Source organism: Saccharopolyspora sp. NPDC002578 (assembly GCF_053592695.1).
Genome location: NZ_JBSFWJ010000001.1, coordinates 106,581 through 124,600 on the forward strand (window position 1 = coordinate 106,581; position 18,020 = coordinate 124,600).

The window sequence follows — 18,020 nt, forward strand, 5'->3', positions numbered from 1 at the left end:
TGGAGCGCCCGCAGCGCTGGCCGGGACCGTCCCGGTTCGTCGCCCGCCACGGCCGACGTCGCCTTCGCGGAGCCCGGAGAGGGCCCGTTCTAGGCGTCGGCCGGGACGCCGAACCACCGCTCGACGGCGATGCGCAGCTCCTCCTGGTCGGGGCGAGCCTCCGATGACGCCCACACGACGTAGGAGTCCGGGCGGAGCAGCAGCGCGCTGACGTCGGTGTCCGCCGTGGCGCGCACGACCTCGATGCCGTCGGCGCGCAGGTCGCCGCGCTCGGAGAGGTCGATCAGCAGAGGCGTCCCGCCACGGACCAGCTCGGCCAGGCGGACCGCCCCGCCGGCGGTGCGAAGGGTCAGATCGGGAGCGGGCCAGCCGGCGAGCGGATGGGCGCCGTCACCGACCGGGTAGCGCACGTCCGCGCCGGCGACGAGGTCGGCGAGGACCCGCACGACGTCCGATCGGGTGAGCAGCTCGCCGAACAGCCGACGCAGGCCGGTGATGTCGTCGCCGGGGGAGAGCAGCGCGGCCTGGGCCTGGGAGTACGTGATGGCGCGGTCGGCGATCGGGCGCCGCTCGGCAGCGTAGGTGTCGAGGACGTCGGCGCCGCCCCTGATCGCGGCCGCGAGCTTCCAGCCCAGGTTGATCGCGTCCTGCAAGCCGAGGTTGAGGCCGGTGCCACCGGCGGCGAACACGTGCGCCGCGTCGCCGACGAGGAAGACCCGGCCGTCCCGGTACCGGTCGGCGACCCGGGTGCTGCCGCCGTTGATCCGCCGCAGCACGTGCGGACCCTCGCCGGGCGGCGGTTCGATCGGCACCTCGACGCCGAGCACCCGGGTGATGCTGTCCCGCATCTCGTCGAAGGTCAGGGGCTCGCCGGAGGCGGGCTGGTCCCACTCGACGGTGGCGACCAGTGGCGGGAGGCCGGGCAGCGGCGCGTAGGAGAACCCGCCCCGTGCGGTGCGGACCGGCAGGAACGGCAGCACCGGCCCGTGACCGGGCACCTCCAGCGCGCCCGTGGTCGGGTCGAGCCGATCGTGCGGCACGACGGCGTGCGCGGTGCGGCTCGTCGTGCGGTCGTAGGTGACACCGGGGAAGCCGATGCCCGCGGCCTTGCGGACGGGGCTGTGCGCGCCGTCCGCGCCGACGACGTAGCGCGTGCGCAGCTCGTAGTCCCGCCCGGCGGGGCCGCGGACGGTGAGCGCGACCCCGTCGTCGGCCTGGGCGAGACCGGTGAGCTCGTGGCCGCGGCGGATCTCGGCACCGAGTGCCGCGGCGCGTTCCGCCAAGACCCGCACGAGCGTCGACTCCGGTACCGGGAGGTTGTAGAGGGGGCTGTCGTCGAGCAGCCCGAGATCGAGCGGCATCGCGGCGAACATGAAGTAGCCGCTGTTGGGCTGCGGCGGGCCGGGCCGGTCGCTGAGCCGCTCGAAAAGCCCGCGGCGGTCGACCATCCGCACGACCTGCCCGACGAGACCGTTGGACCGGGGTTCCTCACTGGGCTCGGTCGAGCGTTCGAGCACGATCGGGCGGACACCGCCGAGCGCGAGCTCGCACGCGAGCATCATGCCGTTGGGTCCGCCACCGACGATGACCACGTCCATGATCGTCACTCCCTCGTTCCGGGCATGCTGGAGAGCCCGTCGAGCGGGCTCTTGTCGGCGGGTCGGGCGCTATAGGGGTTCGGGCAGCCCGGTTCGGATCTGGGCGAAGACCTCGCGCAGCAGGGACACCAGCGACCGGGTCGGGTCACGCGTCCAGTGCGCCATCGCCGTGGCGAGGCCGGTGCCGGTCACCGCGGCGACGACCTGCGGGTACAGGTCGGTGGTGTCGGCGCCGGTGCGGTCGGCGATGGCGGCGACCAGTTCGTCCTGCGATGTGAGCTGCGCGCGCTGCACCTCGTGCCGGATCGCGGGCTCGGCCAGCAGCCTCTGGAGCGCCGAGGTGTACCGCTGCTCGGCCGGGGAGGCGGTTCTGCCTTCCGGCGGCTCGAACTGCGCGAGGACCGCGTGGGTGACCGCGTCCCAGAGCGGTTCGTCAGCCGGGCGTTCCCGCAGCACCTCGACGATGCGGTGCCCGCGCTCGACGTGCGCTGCGACGACGGCTTCGGCCTTGCTCGTGAAGTAGTTGCGGAAGGTGCGCGCGGAGACGTTCGCCGCGGCGGCGATGTCGTCCACCGAAACGTCGTCGAACCCGCGCTCCAGGGCGAGCCGGATGGTGGCCTGGCTCAACGCGAGGCGGGTCTCGCGCTTCTTGCGCTCGCGCAGCCCGCCGTCCTCCATCACCATGACGCTCACGCTAGCCGAACTTTCCATAATTGCAAAGTTTCCATCGTGGAAAGTTTGGTGATGCACTGCGCTTCATCACTGCAGCGCGAGCGGCGACGGGTCCGCACCTGCGGGGCCATCGCAGGTGAGCTCTCCGTCCGCGCATCCCCGCCCTGAACAGCATCGCCGCAGACGGGCGATCCCTGGCGCCGCTGAGTTCCGACAGCGGCGATGCAACATGCTCATGCAATACTCGCAACAAGATCAGTGTCAGATGAAATCAACGCTCCAAGCGCAACACCTCACAACACAAGGCCAGGACGACGAGTCAGTGGCTCGGGGTGAGCCGTCGGCCGTTCCTGCCGCCCAGGTAGCGGCCGCGGTCGACCACGAGACGACCGCCCAGCCACACCCGCCGGATTCCGGCCGGCGGGTGGACGGGGTCGCGGTAGCCGCCGACGTCGCGCACGGTCGCGGAGTCGAAGGCGACGAGGTCGGCAACCTGACCGGGAGCGACGAGACCCCGGTTCGGGATGCGGAACGCCCGCGCGGGCAACGAGGTCATCTTGCGCACGGCCTCCGGCAGCGAGAGCAGGCCGAGGTCGCGGCAGTAGCGCCCGAGCACGCGCGGGAAGGTCCCGTGCAACCGCGGGTGCGGCTTGCCGCCGTTGCCGGGCGGCAGGCCGTCCGATCCGATCATGGTGTGCTCGTCGGCCAGCGCCTGGCGCAGATCGGTGTCCTGCATCGAGAAGTGGATCATCGCCACCCGGAGCCGTTCCCGCACGAGCAGGTCGGCGAGCACGTCGACCGGCCCGGTCGCCCGCTCGGCCGCGAGTTCGGCGAGCGTGCGGCCTTCGTCCTGGTGACCGGCGGTGGTGGCGACGAGGATGTCGTCCCAGTCGTCGCGCCCGCCGAGTTCCGCGCGCAGCTCGGCCCGCCCCGCCTTGCCGGACAGCCGGGCGATGAGGGTGTCGGGATCGGTGCCGAGGAAGTCGGCGGGCAGCAGTGCGGTGAGCATCGTCGAGGAGGCGGTGTAGGGGTAGACGTCTTGCAGGACTTCGGCTCCGGTGTGCCGGGCGCGGGCGATCCGGGTCAGCGCGGCCGCCATCGCACCCCAGTTGTCGCGCCCGGCGGCCTTGAGGTGGGACAGCTGGGTGCGCCCCGCGACCTGGCCGATGCGCAGCGCTTCGTCGATGGAGTCCTGCAGGTGGGCGCCTTCGTCGCGCAGGTGGGTGGCGTAGAGCCCGTCGCCGCCGAGGACTTCGGCCACGGCGGCGAGTTCGCGGGTGCTCGCGAACATCGCCGGCGGGTAGCCGAGTCCGCTGGAGAGGCCGAAGGCGCCCGCCGACATGCCTTCCTCCAGTGCGGCGCGCATGGCGTGCAGCGCCGTGTCGTCGGCAGGGCGGTCGGAGGTGCCGGTGGCGGCGATGCGCAGGCTGCCGTGCCCCACCAGGGGGCAGTGGTTGGTGACGTACCCGGCGGCGTCGGTGCGGGCGAACAGGTCCTGGAAGTTCGACCAGGTGAACTCGGTCGGCGGGAACAGGCGGCGCAGGAAGTCGCCGAGGGTGCCGGCGTGTGCGGTGCTGCGCGGGGCGAGGCTGAACCCGCAGTTGCCGACGACCTCGGTGGTGACGCCTTGCAGGATCTTGGTGGTGTCGTCCTCGGTGAGCAGCGGTGCGTTGTCGGCGTGGGAGTGGGCGTCGATGAAGCCGGGCGCGAGGGTGAGCCCGGTGAGGTCCTCGACGGCGCCGTGCGCGGGGAGGATGCCGGGCGGTTCGACGGCGGTGATGGTGCTGCCGGTGATCAGGACGTCGGCTTCGCGCGGGGCGGTGCCGGTGCCGTCGACGAGTCGCGCTCCGGTCAGGAGAACGGGGGGCAGGAGGACGGGGGTCAGGAGCGCGGGCGGCTCGGGTGCGGTCACGCGGGTCTCCTGGGGCGTCGGGTCGTCCCAGTGTGCCGGTGACCACCGGGGCCGGTCGTCAGGTGAGCAGTTCGGGGATGCCGGGGGTGCTGCGCCTGCGGCGCAGCCAGACCTTGCGGGTGCCGTCGGCGTAGAGCAGCACTCGCGACAGCTCCCAGCCGGAGAACTCGGCGTGGATGCTCAGCTGGGTGGCGGCGCTGGGCCGCGTGATGCCGGGAGGCAGCCGCAGCGGGCGGTATTCCCACTTGTCGTCGGTCCAGCCGACGTCCCGCACCCCGCCGGTGGCGGGGGCGGGCAGGGAAGAGGTTTCGGGGTCCTGTTCATCGCTCATGGCGTCACCACCTGTAGTCCTGCCCCGGTGGCCGAGGCGACGTAGACGCGCCCGGTGTCGGGGTCGACGGTCACGGAGTCGGGTTGCTCGACGGTGGGCATGCGGTGCACTTCGCGGGGCTCGCCGCCTGCGATGTCGTAGCCGACGAGTTCGTTGGTCGCGGTGAGGGTGATCCAGGCGAGGTCGCGGGCGGGGTCGTAGGCGAGGCCGTAGGGGGCGCCGGGGACGGGGTAGCGCTGTTTCATGATCAGCGGCTTGGTGTCGAACGCGAGGAGTTCCTCGCCGCGGGTGTCGACGGCCAGGACGCGGCCGTAGCGGTCGGCGGTGGTGCGGGTGGCGCCGGTGCCCGCGCGCAGGGCGGGTTGCTTGTCGCCGGTGGTGATGTCGATGGGCGTCAGCGAGGTGGTGAGGGTGTCGAGGACGTGGACTTCGCCGTTGAGGGTGAGCAGTTCGGCGGGGCGTTGGAAGCCGGTCGCTCGGGCGCCGCCGGGCAGGGCGATGGTGTTGTCCGCGCGCAGGGCGACGGCGAGTCCGCCGGGCACGGGGGTGGCGTCGAGGGGGCCGCCGGGGTAGCGGAGTTGTTCGGCGGTGGCGGTGGCCGGGTCGATGCGCGCGACGAGGTCGGCGTCGGGTTGGGGCGCGAGCAGGTGGCCGTCGGGCGTGGCGCGCAGCGTGGCGGGGGTGCCGGGCAGCTCGAGGGTGCGGGGCGGGCGGTTGAGGTCGCGGGTGTCGTAGAGGGACACGGTGCGCTCGTGCACGGTGGCGAGGATGCCCGGCAGGTGGGTGGTGAGGGTGGTGGGCGGTGCGGGCCGGACGTTGCCCGCGGGCGTGGTGGCCGCGCGGGGCGCGTGGGCGGGTTCGGCGGCCGTGAGGGTGTCGGTGACTTGCAGCGGGTCGTCGGCGCCGACGCTGCCGCAGCCGGTGAGCACGGTGGCGGTGATGCAGGCGGCGACCAGTCGGCGCAAGGGGTCCTCCATGTGCGTGCGCCCGTGGTTCGGGCGGTGGCCGCTCCAGGATTCCTGATTTGGTGTGGTGGTCGTCCGCCCACCCCCGGTGTGCGGGGGTAAACGTCCAGCATGGCATCGGCGGGTGGGGGTGGGCCAGGGGTTCGGGGGTGGCGTGGCGTTCACGGCGGGTTCGCCGAGTGTTCGTGTCGGCCGGTGGGGCGGGTGCGCAGTGGTGGGGGCGTGGTCGTCGCTGGTGGGTGGTGGGGCCGGGGTGGTCACGGGAGGGTGCGGGCGGTGTTGCAAGATTTGCGATCGAGGGGGAGGCGTTCGCCCCGGGTGCGTGGCCGGTGCGCGCCTTGTTCATCTCTCGAAATGTGCTGGAGTGGGTTCAGTTGTCGTGGTTGCAGGCCATGGTGCTCGCCGTGGTCCAGGGTCTGACCGAGTTCCTGCCGATTTCGTCGTCAGGGCATTTGCGGATCGTCTCGGAGTTGTTCTTCGGTGTGGACGCGGGTGCGTCGTTCACCGCGGTGACGCAGATCGGGACGGAACTGGCCGTGGTGATCTTCTTCGCGAAGGACATCGTGCGGTTGGTCGGAACGTGGTTCCGGGGTCTGGTGAATGCCGAGGTGCGGCGGACGCAGGACTACCGGTTGGCGTGGTTCGTGATCGTGGGCAGCATTCCGATCGCGGTTCTGGGGTTGTTGTTCCAGGACATGATCCGGGGCGCGTTGCGGAGCCTGTGGGTGACCGGGGCGATGCTGATCGTGTTCGGCGTGCTGCTGGGACTCGCTGAGCGGTTCGGCAGGCAGGTGCGGGCGCAGGACGAGCTCACGATGCGCGATGGCGTGCTGATGGGCTTGGCGCAGTCGTTGGCGTTGATTCCGGGCGTGTCCCGTTCCGGGGGTACGATCACCGCGGGCCTGTCGCTGGGGTTGACGCGGCCGACGGCGGTGCGGTTCTCGTTCCTGCTGGCGATTCCGGCGGTGTTCGCGGCGGGGCTCTCGGAGATCCCGCACGTGTTCGAGGGCGGTCCGGGTCTGCAGCCTTCGGGGGTGCAGATGATCGTGGCGACGGTCGTCGCGGGTGTGGTCGGTTTCGCCTGCATCGCGTGGTTGTTGCGGTTCGTGGAGCGCCACAGCGTGTACTTGTTCGTCTGGTACCGGATCGGGCTCGGTCTGCTGGTGTTCGCGTTGTTGGGCTTCGGTGTGATGCAGCCCTGATCTGCGGTTCGCCCGCGCGGCGGCCCGGTGCCCGGTGGCGCCGGGCCGCTGTGCTTTTCGGGGTGTGCGATCGGACCCCGCCGCGAGACCCGGGTGGTGCGTTGTCGTTACCCTCGGCGGTCGTGGCGACTCTCATCTTGCTCAGGCACGCACGGTCGGCGGCGAACGGTTCGGGGGTCCTCGCCGGGCGCAGCCCCGGGGTGGGGCTGGATGCGACGGGCACGTCGCAGGTGGCCGGCCTGGGGGCGCGGTTGGGTGAGGTTCCGGTGTCGTCGGTGGTGGTCTCGCCGTTGCAGCGGTGTGCGGAGACGGTGCGGGAGTTCGCGGCGTCGCGCGGGCTGGAACCGGTGGTGGACGAGCGGTTGTCCGAGGTGGACTACGGGCAGTGGACGGGGCGGAAGGTCTCGGAGCTGACGGGGGAGTCGTTGTGGTCGGTGGTGCAGCAGCACCCGTCGGCGGCGGTGTTCCCCGGCGGTGAGGGTTTGGCCCAGGTGCAGGCGCGCGCGGTGGCCGCGATCCGGGAGCACGACGCGCGGGTCTCGGCGGAGTTCGGCCCGAACGCGGTGTGGCTGGCCTGCTCGCACGGCGATGTGATCAAGTCCGTGTTGGCGGATGCGCTGGGTCTGCACCTGGATGGTTTTCAGCGGATCGTGGTGGATCCGTGCTCGTTGAGCGTCGTGCGGTACACGGAGACGCGGCCGTTCGTGGTGAAGGTGAACGACACAGGTGCGGACGTGTCGGCGTTGCTGCCCCCGAAGGAGGCGTCCTCCTCGGACGCGGTGGTGGGTGGTTCGACGGGATCGTCGGGCGCGGCGTCGTGACCGGCGGCTTCGCGGTCGAGGACGTGGCGGCGTTCTTCACCGGCACGTGGGGCGTGGCGCGCGGGATCGTCGATGACGCGGGTGACCGGCTGGGTGGCTTCGAGGGCGAGGCGGTGTTCGCGGCCGAGCCCGACGGGTCGTTGGTGTACCGGGAGCGCGGTGAGCTGGTGCTGGGGGCGCATCGGGGTTCCGCGCAGCGCACCTTGCGCTACCGGGTGACGGGTCCCGGTCGGGCGTCGGTGTTCTTCGACTACGGGGACTTCTTCCACGATCTGGATCTGCGGTCGGGCCGGTGGCAGGTGGAGCACCCGTGCCGGGCCGACCTGTACCGGGGCGAGTTCGTGGTGTCGGGCCCGGACGCGTGGTGGCAGCAGTGGCGGGTGGCGGGTCCGGCGAAGGCGCACACGTTGACGACGGATTTCGTGCGCGTCGCCGGGTAGCGGTGCGGAAATTCGTTTGCGGGCGGGTTCCGCGGACCGTCATGATCGGTGCGGTCGGAGTCGAGGGAGGTGGTCCGGTGCGGCGGTCGTCGCGTTCGTGGTCCGGGTCGCCCGCGCGAGGGGGCGTGTTCTGACGCTGCCGCAGGTGCGGTGGTGAGGTCCGGGTCGGGTGGCTCGGGCCTTTTTCGTTGTCTTGTCCCGGGAGGCGTGGCCTCCCGGTGGTTCTGGGGAGGTAGTGGTGGCCGGTGTGGTCGGCGGTGCTTCGGTGCCGATCCGGATGTGGGCGGATCCGGCGCGGGTGGAGACCGCGGCGATGGAGCAGCTGCGCAACATCGCGAACCTGCCGTGGGTGCACGGCCTGGCGGTGATGCCGGACGTGCACTTGGGCAAGGGCGCGACGGTGGGCAGCGTGATCGCGATGCGTGATGCGGTGTCGCCGGCGGCGGTGGGGGTCGACATCGGGTGCGGGATGAGCGCGGTGCGCACGTCGTTGCGGGCCGCGGACCTGCCGGATGACCTGGGGCGGTTGCGGCGGCGGATCGAGTCGGCGGTGCCGGTGGGGTTCTCGATGCACGACGAGCCGGTGGACGTGTCGCCGGTGGGCGGTGAGTCCGGGTGGGACGGGTTCTGGGGCCGGTTCGGCGAGCTGCACGAAGGGGTGCGCGACCGCCGGAGCAGGGCGTTGCGGCAGTTGGGCAGCCTCGGCGGTGGCAACCACTTCATCGAGGTGTGCTTGGAGCAGGGCGGCGCGGACGCGGGGCGGGTGTGGTTGATGCTGCACTCGGGGTCGCGCAACATCGGCAAGGAGCTGGCGCAGCGCCACATCGAGGTCGCGCGGTCGTTGCCGCACAACGCGGATCTGCCTGATCGGGACCTGGCCGTGTTCGTGGCGGGCACACCGCAGATGGAGTCCTACCGGCGGGACCTGTTCTGGGCGCAGGAGTACGCGCGGCGGAATCGGGCGGTGATGGTGTCGCTGGTGCAGCGGGCGCTGGCGGCCACGGTGCCCGGCACCCGGTTCGACGAGCCGATCTCCTGCCACCACAACTACGTCGCGCAGGAGTCCTACGACGGGGTGGAGCTGCTGGTGACGCGCAAGGGAGCGATCCGTGCCGGCAGCGGGGACCTGGGAATCATCCCGGGCAGCATGGGCACGGGTTCGTTCATCGTGCGGGGATTGGGGAACCCGGAGTCGTTCGCCTCGGCGTCACACGGTGCCGGCCGGGCGATGTCGCGCACGAGGGCGCGCCGGGAGTTCACGGCGGCGGACCTGGTGGCGCAGACCGAGGGCGTGGAGTGCCGCAAGGACGCGGGCGTGGTGGACGAGATTCCGGCCGCGTACAAGGACATCAACGAGGTCATGCGGGCGCAGACGGACCTCGTGGAGGTCGTCGCGCACCTCAAGCAGGTGGTGTGCGTGAAGGGCTAGCGGGGTGGTGTGCACCTGGCTTCGGTGTCGGCCTGCGCACGGGTCCGCTCAGCGGAACCTCAGGTGTCTTCTCACTGCGGGATCTTTTTCCCGAGTGGCTCTCCGCCACGAGGGAAAAGCCGTCCTCGCGAGAAGACACCTGAGAACCCGCCGGTGGTCGGCCTGCTCAAGCCGGTCACTGCTCAGCGGCTTCGCCGCTGACAAGGAAAGGACGAGGAACGCCGCTCACGCGGAGGGGCAAGATCAAGGGCAGATCGGCCGATCGCTCCGGGGCTTCAGGCGGTGCGGGCTGCGGGGGTGGTTTCGGTGTGCAGCACGTCGAGGGAGAGGCCGACTTCGGCGGCGACGGCGGCGACGGTGAAGAACGCGGGGGTGGGGATGCGTCCGGTTTCGATCTTGCGGAGGGTTTCGGCGGAGATTCCGGCGCCGGTGGCGACGTCGATGATGCTGCGGTCGCCGCGTGCGGAGCGCAGGAGTCGGCCGAGGTTCTCACCGCGGGTTCGTTCGTCCGGGCTCAGCGGTACGCGCACCATGCCCGGGATCATACGTCCGGTACAACTATCCCGGTATAGTTATCGCATCCAGCGTGTCCGGCCGAACCGGCCGGTGCCCTGGTGCGACAGCGCCGGGGTGCCTCGGCGCCACCCCGGCAGCGCCGTCGCGGCGGCGGCCACGACAAAGCCGGTCGACATCGTCGCCGCGACGATCGGCGAGCCGTACTCCGGCAGCACCGTGCTGGCGAGGTTGAGCGCCGCGTGCCCGAGCACGGCGGTGGGCACGCTGGCTGAGGCGGCGTCGTAGGTCCAGCACAGCAGCACGCGCAGCGCGATGGTGCCGACACCCCAGGCGGCGATCCAGGTCGCGCCCCTACCCGCCTGGATCAGCGGGATGACGTGCCAGCCCGCCCAGAACGCGCCGAGCAGCAGTGCGACCCGGAGACCGCCGCCCCGGCGCGAACGGGCGTAGGCATGTCCCGTCCAGCCCAGTTCCTCGCAGATCGCGGCGATGAGGAACAGCGCCACCAGCACGGGCAGCGCTCGCCACGGCACGGCGAGGTCGGCGAGGCGGCCACCGGCCGAGGTGTGCGCGGCGAGCATGACCAGCGGGATCAGCAGGACGGCGAAGGCGTACCAGCCGAGATCGGCCCGGCGCGGACGCAACCGGGCCAGCAGCCGGCGCGCACCGCCGGGGTGTTCTCGTCGGGCGAGCAGCAGCGCGGCCAGGGCGGGGGTCACGAACATCGACGCGCTGGCCGGAAGCCCGAGGGGCAGGTCGCCGGGACTTCCGATGACGGCTCCCAGCGCCCAGTGCGGCAGTGACAGGAGCAGCACCAGACCGTAGAACGCGTTCGGTCCGCGGCGCTCCCGGCCGGTCCGGTCGTGCTCAGCCATCGGCCGGGGCGTGGTCGGTGAAGTGAGCGCACACCATTTCGACGAGCGCGGTGACGTCGGCGTCGACCATGGGGGCTCCGGTCATGCCCATCCGGTGCAGCAGCGTGCCGACGACGACGTCGATGAGGAACAGGACCCGGTGCTCCGGCTCTCCCAGCGCGTCCTGCAGCGCCAGCCGGTAGGGGTCCTGCAGGCGGGTGGCGAGGACTTCGCGCAGGGCGGGATCGCTGACGCCGTCGGTGAACACGCCCGCGAATGCCGCGCCCACCCCCGGTTCGTTGATCTTGGCTGCGATCCAGTGCACGGCGGCGGAGATGTCGCCGCGCCGGTCGTCGCCGGTCAGCGGCGCCGGGCCGAAGGCGTCGACGAGGCAGTCGACGATCAGTGCGCCCTTGGTCGGCCAGCGGCGGTAGATCGTGGTCTTCGCGATGCCCGCCGCCTGAGCGATGCGTTCGACGGTGGCGCGGGCGTAGCCGAGTTCGTGGACCGTGCGCAGGGTCGCGGTGCGCACGACGGGCTCGACCCCGTCGCGGGGACGGCCGGGCGGTTTCGCGGCGGTTCGCGGCATGGCCGCACCGTAGCGAGTTTCGATACTTCAGGTTGCGAAACCAGGCGTACCGGAACCCGTTCGGAGCATGGGCGACGCCGCTACCGCGCTCCGATGCGTTCGGCGGCGGGGGTGGTGAGGAACTCCAGCAGGTCGGTGTGGAACTCGTCGCGGTGCGCGCCCACCAGGCCGTGCGGCGCGCCCGAGTGCACTTTGAGCGTCGCGTCCGGGACCAGGTGCGCCGAGTGCATCGCGGCGGCACCGATCGGCACGATCTGATCGTCGTCGCCGTGCACGATCAACGTCGGCACGTCGATGCGGCGCAGGTCCTCGGTGAAGTCGGTCTCGGAGAACGCCGCCACGCAGTCCAACGCGGCCTTGAGCCCGGCCTGCATGCTCATCAGCCAGAACGCGTCGCGCAGCCCGTCGGAGACCGCCGCCCCCGCCCGGTTCGCGCCGTAGAACGGCGCGGAGAGGTCCCGGTAGAACTGGGAGCGGTCGGTGGCCACCCCGGCGCGGATCTCGTCGAACACCTCGATCGGCTGCCCGTCCGGGTTCGCGGAGGTGCGCAGCATCAGCGGGGGCACCGCGCTCAGCAGCACCGCCTTGGCGACCCGTCCCGTGCCGTGCCTGCCGAGGTAGCGGGTCACCTCGCCGCCACCGGTGGAATGCCCCACCAGGATCGCGTCGCGCAGGTCCAGGGCGTCGAGCAGCGCGGCGAGGTCCTCGGCGTAGGTGTTCATGTCGTTGCCGCCCCAGGTCTGGGCGGAACGGCCGTGCCCCCGGCGGTCGTGGGCGATGCCGCGGAACCCGTGCGAGGCGACGAGCATCAGCTGCTCGTCCCACACGTCGGCGTGCAGCGGCCAGCCGTGGCTGAACACCACCGGCGTGCCCGCGCCCCAGTCCTTGTAGAAGATCTCGGTGCCATCGTGGGTGATCAACGTCGGCATCGGTGCGTCCTTCCCGTCGCGGTGTCACCCCCAGGTTCCCGGGCGGGACCGGGCTCGGCCGGAGGCTTTCGCCCCCACCTGCCCCGCGGGTGATTACCGTGCGCGCCGTGGTGGGAGCACACGGTGTGAGGATCACCGCACGGGCCCGCTCCACCACGGTCCGGCGGGCGCGGGCAGACTCGACCGGTAGGGGCCGAGAAGGCCAGTGCCGATCGCAAGGGGAACCGTGAACAAGCACATCGCCGTGGTCACCGCGCCGGGCCACGGCCACATCAATCCGACGCTGCCGCTGGTCGAAGAGCTGACGCGGCGCGGGCACCGGGTCAGCTACGCCACCGGCGAACGCATGCTCGGCACCGTCGAGCAGGCCGGTGCCCGCGGCGTCGAGCTGCCCATGTCGATGCCGACGGTCACCCCCGGCATGGAGATGACCGTCGAGACGATGGCCGGGATGCTCGAATACCTGCACGGCGAATGCCGCGCCGCGCTGCCGGTGCTGTTGGAGCACTTCGAGCAGGACCGGCCCGACGTGGTGTGCTTCGACATGCTCACCCCCGCCGGGCGGATGCTCGCCGACAAGCTCGGCGTTCCCCTCGTGTCGCTGATGCCCAGCTTCGCCTCGAACGAGGACATGTCCCTGCAGCAGCGGATGATGCCCGCGGGCTTCGACCCGCAGGACCCCGTGCTGGTGAAGGCCGCGGCCCTGTTCGAGGAGATCGCCGAGGACTTCGCGCTGCCCGGCGACCAGTTCCCGATGCGCCCGGTCGCGGGCGCGACCAGCGTCGTGTTCCTGCCGAAGGCCTTCCAGATCGGCGCGGAGACCTTCGACGACCGGTTCCACTTCATCGGCCCCTGCCTGGGCAGCCGCGCCGAGCAGGACTACACCCCCGCCGACGAGCGGGCGCCGCTGCTGTTCATCTCCCTGGGCACCGCGTTCAACAACCGCCCCGACCTCTACCGCACGTTCCTCGACGCGTTCGGCGACGGCGCATGGCAGGTGGCGATGGCCATCGGCGGCAGCGTCGATGTCGCCGACCTCGGCGAGATCCCCGCGAACTTCGACGTGCGGGCAGGTTTCCCGCAGCCCGGCGTGCTGCGGCGCGCCTCGGCGTTCGTCACCCACAACGGCATGGGCTCCACCACGGAGGCCCTGGCCTACGGGGTGCCGATGGTCGGGGTGCCGCAGATGCTCGAACAGGCCGTCAACGCCGACCACGTCGCAGCGCTCGGTCTCGGCCGCCGCCTGCCCGACGACGAGCTCACCGCGGACGGGGTGCGCGCCGCCGTCGACGCGGTCGCCGCCGACGAGCGGATCCGCGCGAACCTCGCCGCGATGCGCGCCGAAGTGGACGCCTCCGGAGGCGCGGCCGCTGGGGCCGACGCGATCGAAGGCGCCTGCCGCTGACTGCTTGTCTTTGATCTCGGCTTGCGTGGAACCTCAGCGGTTTCCTCGCTGCGGGATCTTTTTTCCAAGTGGCTCCGCCACGAGGAAAAAAGCCGTCCTCGCGAGGAACCCGCTGAGAACCCGCCGGTGGTCATCTTGCTCAAGCCGGTCACTGCTCAGCGCTTCGCCGCTGACAAGACAACGACAGCAAACGCCGCTCATCCGAGAAGCCAAGATCACGGGCAGGCAGTGAGCACGCGCCACCAGCCCCCGGACACGGCGACGCCCCGCACCGTCGGTCGGTGCAGGGCGTGCGGTGCCGGTCGCGGATCAGCCGCGGGAGGCGATCAGCTCGTCGAAACCGGGGAAGCGCTCCGCGGTGTCGGTGTTGAGGAACTCGCCGATCCAGCCGTCGTCGTCGTGGAAGAAGCGGATCGACACGAAGTCGGGGCTGGTGCCCATGTCGAACCAGTGCGTGGTGTTCGCGGGCACGCTCAGCAGGTCGCCCGCCTCGCACAGCACCGCGTAAACCTTGCCGTCGAGGTGCAGGTAGAACACCCCGGCGCCGCGGGCGAAGAACCGGTCCTCGTCGTCGTCGTGGGTGTGCTCGGACAGGAACTTCTCCCGCGCGGCCTTCGCCTTCGCCGGCCACTCCGGGTCGTCGGACGGGCTCATCGCGATCGCGTCGACCTTGATGTAGCCCTCGCTGTCGATGACCCGGTCCACCTCCGCCCGGTAGGCGTCGAGGACCTGGTCGGAGGTCGGCTCCGCGGGCAGGTCCCGCAGTTCCCAGCGTTCGAAGCGCACCCCGAACTCCTTGAGGACGTCGCCGATCTCGGCGGGGTCCTCGGTGCGCACCGTGGCGGTGGCGGGATCGGTGTCGTCCCACACGGTCAGCAGCGTCATGTGCCTCTCCTGTTCAGATGTGTCCGGCCTGGTTCGCGGCGAGGGTGAACGACACCAGCCACTCCAGGCACTCGGCGCGGTGCCGGGCCTGTTCGAGGTCGTCGCCCCACACGTACACGCCGTGGCGGGCGACGATCAACGCCGGTGTCGCCGGGTCGAAGCCGTCCTCGAAGCGGTCGCCCAGCCACGTCATGTCCTGCGAGTTGGCCACGACCGGCACCGTCACCACGTCGTCGTGGGCGCCGCGGCCGAGGCCCTTGAGCATTTCCAGGTCGCGCAGCACCACCCCGCCGGGCCAGCGCTCGGCGGCCAGCACCGGGGCCAGCACGTGCACGTGCACCACCGCGCCCGCCCCGGCCACGCGGGCGATGCGGGCGTGCAACCCGGCCTCCGCGGAGGGCCGCTGATCCGGCCGCGGCTGGTCGGGGACGGCGGCGCCGTCGGCGTCGACGACCACCACGTCCTCGGCCCGCAGCAGGCCCTTGTCGCGTCCGCTGGCGGTCACCGCCAGCCGCAGCGGGTCCGACCGCAGCGCCACCGACAGGTTGCCGGAGGTGCCGCGCATCCAGCCCAGCCCCGCGAACCGCGCCGACTCCGCGGCCAGCGCCGCCCCGGCCCGCTCCAGCTCGGCCCCGGTGATCGTCTCGCTCATGCGGGGACCTCGATGCTGATGTCGTCGAAGGTCTTCACCGTGCGGTGCGCGCCGAAATCGGCGTCGGCGAACGGTTCACCGGGCCGCGCCAGGCCCACGGTGCGCCAGCCCGCTTCGGCGGCGGCGTCGAGTTCGGCGGGCACGTCGGAGGCGAACAGCACCTCGCCCGGCGCGGTGGCGAGGACCTCGGTCATCGCCCGGTAGGAGTCCGCTTCCCGCTTCGGGCCCGCGTTGACCGTGTCGAAGTGGTGGGTGAACAGGTGGCGCAGGTCCCCGTCGGCGGTGTGCGAGAACGAGGCGATCTGCGCGGCCACCGAACCCGAGGAGAACACCGCCAGGCCCGCGCCCTGCTCGCGGAACTGCAGCAGCGCGCCCACGACGTCGGCGAACAGGTCGGTGCGCAGTTCCCGGTCGGCGTAGCCCTGCTGCCAGATCAAGCCCTGCAAGGTCTTCAGCGGGGTGGCTTTGCGGTCGGCGTCCATCCACCCGTGTAGGACCGCGACGATCGCGGCCGTGTCCGCTTCGGCGTCCAGCCCGGCTTCCGCGCGCACCGCTTCGACGGCCGCGCCGACCTGCGGGTCGTCGGGGTGCGCGTCGATCCATGGGCCCAGGCGCGGCCGGGCGTAGTCGTAGAGGACGCGGTGGACCTGGCTGGTCGGGGTCACCGTCCCCTCGATGTCGATCACGACCCAGCGGGCCGGTGTCGGTGCGGTCACGAGCTCTCCTCCCACTGCTGGGCCGTGGCGTACCCGGCCAGGTCGTCCGGGGCGAACGGGCCGCGGTCGGTGACCACGGTGGTCACGAACCGCGGCGGTGTCACGTCGAACGCCGGGTAGTGCCCGCGCACCCGCTCGCTCGCGGTGCGCCGCCCCAGCGTGTGCAGCACGTCGTCGCCGTCGCGGTACTCGATGGGCACGTCGGCCGCGGTCGGCGCCTTCGGGTCGGGGCCGTGGCACAACGCGTGGAACGGCACCCCGAACGCATGCGCTGCCACCGCCAGCTGCAACGTGCCCACCTTGTTGATCACGTGCCCGTCGAGGGTGACCCGGTCGCTGGCGGTGAGAAGGGCATCGACCTCGCCGCCGCTGAACAGCGAGGCGCCCATGCCGTCGGTGACCAGCGTGGTGGGCACCCCCATCTCGGCGAGGGTCTCCGCGGTCAACCGGGCGCCCTGCAGGTAGGGGCGGGTCTCGGTGCAGAAGAACGACAGCCGCTTGCCCGCGCGCAACGCGGCCGCGACCGTCTCGGTCAGGTACAGGTCGCCCCAGCAGTGGGTCAGGACGCGGCCCTCGTCGGGCAGCAGCGCCGCGGCGGCCACGCCCATCGACCTGCTGCGGCCCCGGTAGTCGGCGTCCCCGGCGCGCGCCCCGGCCAGCGCGGCGGCGGCCAGCTGCTCGGGGGAGTCCTCGCCGCGTTCCCGCGCGGCTTCGACCGCGTCGAGCACCCAGGACACCGCGATCCGCTGGTGGTCGTTGGTGGGGCGGGTGGCGATGAGCCGTTCGGCGGCCTCGGCCAGCCGCGCGCGCACCTGCCGGGGTTCGTCGGCGGCGGCCTGGCGCGCGGCCAGCACCATCCCCCACAGCGCCGCGAAGTACGGGCCGCAGGACTGGGTGACCATGTCCTCGATGGCGCGGGCGACCTCGTCGACCGTGCGCGCGTGCACCCAGGTCCGCTCGAACGGGAACACCCTGCGGTCCAGCAGGTGCACCCCGTCGTCGCAGAGCCGCACGCTGTCGGCCAGCACCGGCGAACCGGCGGGTTCGGTGATCAACACCATCAGTGTCCTTTGTGGATTTTCAGGGACGGGCGACGGACCAGGATACTGAGCCGATCCCGCTGCGGCGCAACGCCTTCCAGATTCCGGGACTCGGACATGCGCATGTGTTCCCGCGGCGTCACCCGGCGGTGCCGATCACCACGGTCGCCGCCACGTCCGGGTCGGTGACGGTCCGCGCGTCCAAGCCCTGCTCGGCGAGCGCGGCGGCCGTGCTCGGCGCCTGCTCGGTGCTCGTCTCGATCAACACCACGCCCCCGGCCGCCAGCAGGCCCGGCGCGGCCGCCGCGACGCGGCGGTGCACCGCCAGCCCGTCGGCGCCACCGTCGAGCGCCACCCGCGGCTCGTGGTCGCGGGCCTCCGGCGGCATCATCGCGATCCGCTCCGTCGGCACGTACGGGGCGTTGACGGCCAGGACGTCCACCCGGCCGCGCACCGACTCCGGCAACGCCGCATCGAGATCGCCCTCGTACACCCGATCAGGGGGCAGGTTCCGCCGCGCGCACCGCACCGCCGCCGCGTCGACGTCGGCCGCGTGCACCACCGCGCCCGGAACGTCCGCGGCCACCGCCGCGCCCACCGCGCCGCTGCCGCAGCACAGATCGACCACGACCGGCGCAGGACCCGCCGCGTGCGCCGCGATCACCGCGCGCCGCGCCAAGAACTCGGTGCGCCGCCGCGGCACGAACACCCCCGGTTCCACCGCGATGCGCAGACCCCGGAACTCCGCCCAGCCCAGCACCTGCTCCAACGGCAGCCCAGAGGCCCGGCGCGCCACCGACTCCGCCAGTTCCCCGGCCGTGGCGGCGGCCTCCAGCAGCAGCCGCGCCTCGTCCTCGGCGAACACGCACCCGGCGGCCCGCAACCGGGCCACGACCTGATCGAACGAGGCGACCTGCGACAACGGCACCGAACCCTTCCCGTCTCCGCCCGCGGACACCGCACGCGGGCGGGCCCGACCTGGGCGGCGACACCGTACCGGACGCGGCCCGCCACACCCGCCGTCGGAGGGCACCCGAAAGGGGCCGGACATGCGACGACGCGGC

Annotated in this window: 19 protein-coding genes; 5 read left to right on the forward strand and 14 right to left on the reverse strand. The window is 72.1% G+C overall.

The genetic code is table 11. From position 1 onward, the window contains the following. Nucleotides 1–89 precede the first annotated feature (89 nt). From ACWD38_RS00485 to ACWD38_RS00505, 5 genes are all read right to left on the reverse strand, one after another. Nucleotides 90–1,598 carry an FAD-dependent monooxygenase gene (locus tag ACWD38_RS00485; protein WP_450122998.1) on the reverse strand — a complete coding sequence of 503 codons (1,509 nt, stop codon included), beginning with the start codon at nt 1,596–1,598 and terminating at the stop codon, nt 90–92. A gap of 69 nt (nt 1,599–1,667) precedes the next feature. Further along, entirely contained in the window at nt 1,668–2,282 is a 615-nt protein-coding gene (locus ACWD38_RS00490) for an acyl-CoA-like ligand-binding transcription factor (protein WP_450123092.1), read from the reverse strand. 307 nt (nt 2,283–2,589) lie between these two features. Further along, nucleotides 2,590–4,182 carry an N-acyl-D-amino-acid deacylase family protein gene (locus ACWD38_RS00495; protein WP_343071377.1) on the reverse strand — a complete coding sequence of 531 codons (1,593 nt, stop codon included), beginning with the start codon at nt 4,180–4,182 and terminating at the stop codon, nt 2,590–2,592. Nucleotides 4,183–4,240: 58 nt separating this feature from the next. Beyond that, nucleotides 4,241–4,513 carry a DUF5703 family protein gene (locus ACWD38_RS00500; RefSeq protein ID WP_246456790.1) on the reverse strand — a complete coding sequence of 91 codons (273 nt, stop codon included), beginning with the start codon at nt 4,511–4,513 and terminating at the stop codon, nt 4,241–4,243. After that, the gene (locus ACWD38_RS00505; RefSeq protein WP_450122999.1) at nt 4,510–5,478 is read right to left on the reverse strand and encodes a YncE family protein; all 969 of its coding nucleotides are present in this window, start codon (nt 5,476–5,478) and stop codon (nt 4,510–4,512) included. The genes ACWD38_RS00500 and ACWD38_RS00505 overlap by 4 nt, the downstream gene beginning before the upstream one ends. A gap of 356 nt (nt 5,479–5,834) precedes the next feature. On the opposite strand from ACWD38_RS00505, the gene ACWD38_RS00510 reads away from it, so the two are divergent. The 4 genes from ACWD38_RS00510 to ACWD38_RS00525 all read left to right on the forward strand — a co-directional run bounded on the left by ACWD38_RS00510 (nt 5,835) and on the right by ACWD38_RS00525 (nt 9,370). After that, entirely contained in the window at nt 5,835–6,680 is an 846-nt protein-coding gene (locus ACWD38_RS00510) for an undecaprenyl-diphosphate phosphatase (RefSeq protein ID WP_343071378.1), read from the forward strand. 122 nt (nt 6,681–6,802) lie between these two features. After that, a complete protein-coding gene (locus ACWD38_RS00515) occupies nt 6,803–7,501 on the forward strand; it encodes an MSMEG_4193 family putative phosphomutase (RefSeq protein WP_184479234.1) in 699 nt (232 codons plus the stop codon). Continuing rightward, the gene (locus ACWD38_RS00520) at nt 7,498–7,941 is read left to right on the forward strand and encodes a DUF6314 family protein (RefSeq protein WP_184479235.1); all 444 of its coding nucleotides are present in this window, start codon (nt 7,498–7,500) and stop codon (nt 7,939–7,941) included. Before ACWD38_RS00515 ends, ACWD38_RS00520 begins: the two co-directional genes overlap by 4 nt. A gap of 238 nt (nt 7,942–8,179) precedes the next feature. Further along, nucleotides 8,180–9,370 carry an RtcB family protein gene (locus tag ACWD38_RS00525; RefSeq protein WP_343071379.1) on the forward strand — a complete coding sequence of 397 codons (1,191 nt, stop codon included), beginning with the start codon at nt 8,180–8,182 and terminating at the stop codon, nt 9,368–9,370. Between the two features lie 275 nt (nt 9,371–9,645). Here ACWD38_RS00525 and ACWD38_RS00530 read toward each other — a convergent pair whose 3' ends face one another. From ACWD38_RS00530 to ACWD38_RS00545, 4 genes are all read right to left on the reverse strand, one after another. Then, complete coding sequence (locus ACWD38_RS00530) at nt 9,646–9,903, reverse strand: helix-turn-helix domain-containing protein (protein WP_184479236.1); 258 nt, start codon at nt 9,901–9,903, stop codon at nt 9,646–9,648. A gap of 39 nt (nt 9,904–9,942) precedes the next feature. Beyond that, nucleotides 9,943–10,761 carry a CPBP family glutamic-type intramembrane protease gene (locus ACWD38_RS00535; RefSeq protein ID WP_184479237.1) on the reverse strand — a complete coding sequence of 273 codons (819 nt, stop codon included), beginning with the start codon at nt 10,759–10,761 and terminating at the stop codon, nt 9,943–9,945. Next, nucleotides 10,754–11,329 (reverse strand): TetR/AcrR family transcriptional regulator, encoded by a 576-nt coding sequence (locus ACWD38_RS00540; RefSeq protein ID WP_184479238.1) that lies wholly within the window; start codon nt 11,327–11,329, stop codon nt 10,754–10,756. Before ACWD38_RS00540 ends, ACWD38_RS00535 begins: the two co-directional genes overlap by 8 nt. An 80-nt stretch (nt 11,330–11,409) precedes the next feature. Continuing rightward, nucleotides 11,410–12,258 (reverse strand): alpha/beta fold hydrolase, encoded by an 849-nt coding sequence (locus tag ACWD38_RS00545; protein WP_184479239.1) that lies wholly within the window; start codon nt 12,256–12,258, stop codon nt 11,410–11,412. 226 nt (nt 12,259–12,484) lie between these two features. Here ACWD38_RS00545 and ACWD38_RS00550 point away from each other — a divergent pair, with 226 nt between their 5' ends. Next, entirely contained in the window at nt 12,485–13,663 is a 1,179-nt protein-coding gene (locus ACWD38_RS00550) for a macrolide family glycosyltransferase (protein ID WP_184479240.1), read from the forward strand. A 309-nt stretch (nt 13,664–13,972) separates the two neighbouring features. Here the strand turns inward: ACWD38_RS00550 and ACWD38_RS00555 are convergent, their stop codons facing one another. From ACWD38_RS00555 to ACWD38_RS00575, 5 genes are all read right to left on the reverse strand, one after another. After that, a complete protein-coding gene (locus tag ACWD38_RS00555) occupies nt 13,973–14,548 on the reverse strand; it encodes a 1,2-dihydroxy-3-keto-5-methylthiopentene dioxygenase (RefSeq protein WP_184479241.1) in 576 nt (191 codons plus the stop codon). 13 nt (nt 14,549–14,561) lie between these two features. Beyond that, nucleotides 14,562–15,200, reverse strand: coding sequence for a methylthioribulose 1-phosphate dehydratase (mtnB, locus tag ACWD38_RS00560; RefSeq protein WP_184479242.1), 639 nt, complete (start codon nt 15,198–15,200; stop codon nt 14,562–14,564). Then, entirely contained in the window at nt 15,197–15,916 is a 720-nt protein-coding gene (gene mtnC / locus ACWD38_RS00565) for an acireductone synthase (RefSeq protein WP_450123000.1), read from the reverse strand. The genes mtnB and mtnC overlap by 4 nt, the downstream gene beginning before the upstream one ends. Then, nucleotides 15,913–16,977 carry a s-methyl-5-thioribose-1-phosphate isomerase gene (locus ACWD38_RS00570; RefSeq protein ID WP_450123001.1) on the reverse strand — a complete coding sequence of 355 codons (1,065 nt, stop codon included), beginning with the start codon at nt 16,975–16,977 and terminating at the stop codon, nt 15,913–15,915. The genes mtnC and ACWD38_RS00570 overlap by 4 nt, the downstream gene beginning before the upstream one ends. A gap of 118 nt (nt 16,978–17,095) precedes the next feature. Beyond that, nucleotides 17,096–17,884, reverse strand: a complete 789-nt coding sequence (locus ACWD38_RS00575; protein WP_343071380.1) for a putative protein N(5)-glutamine methyltransferase — start codon at nt 17,882–17,884, stop codon at nt 17,096–17,098. Between the last annotated feature and the right edge of the window lie 136 nt (nt 17,885–18,020).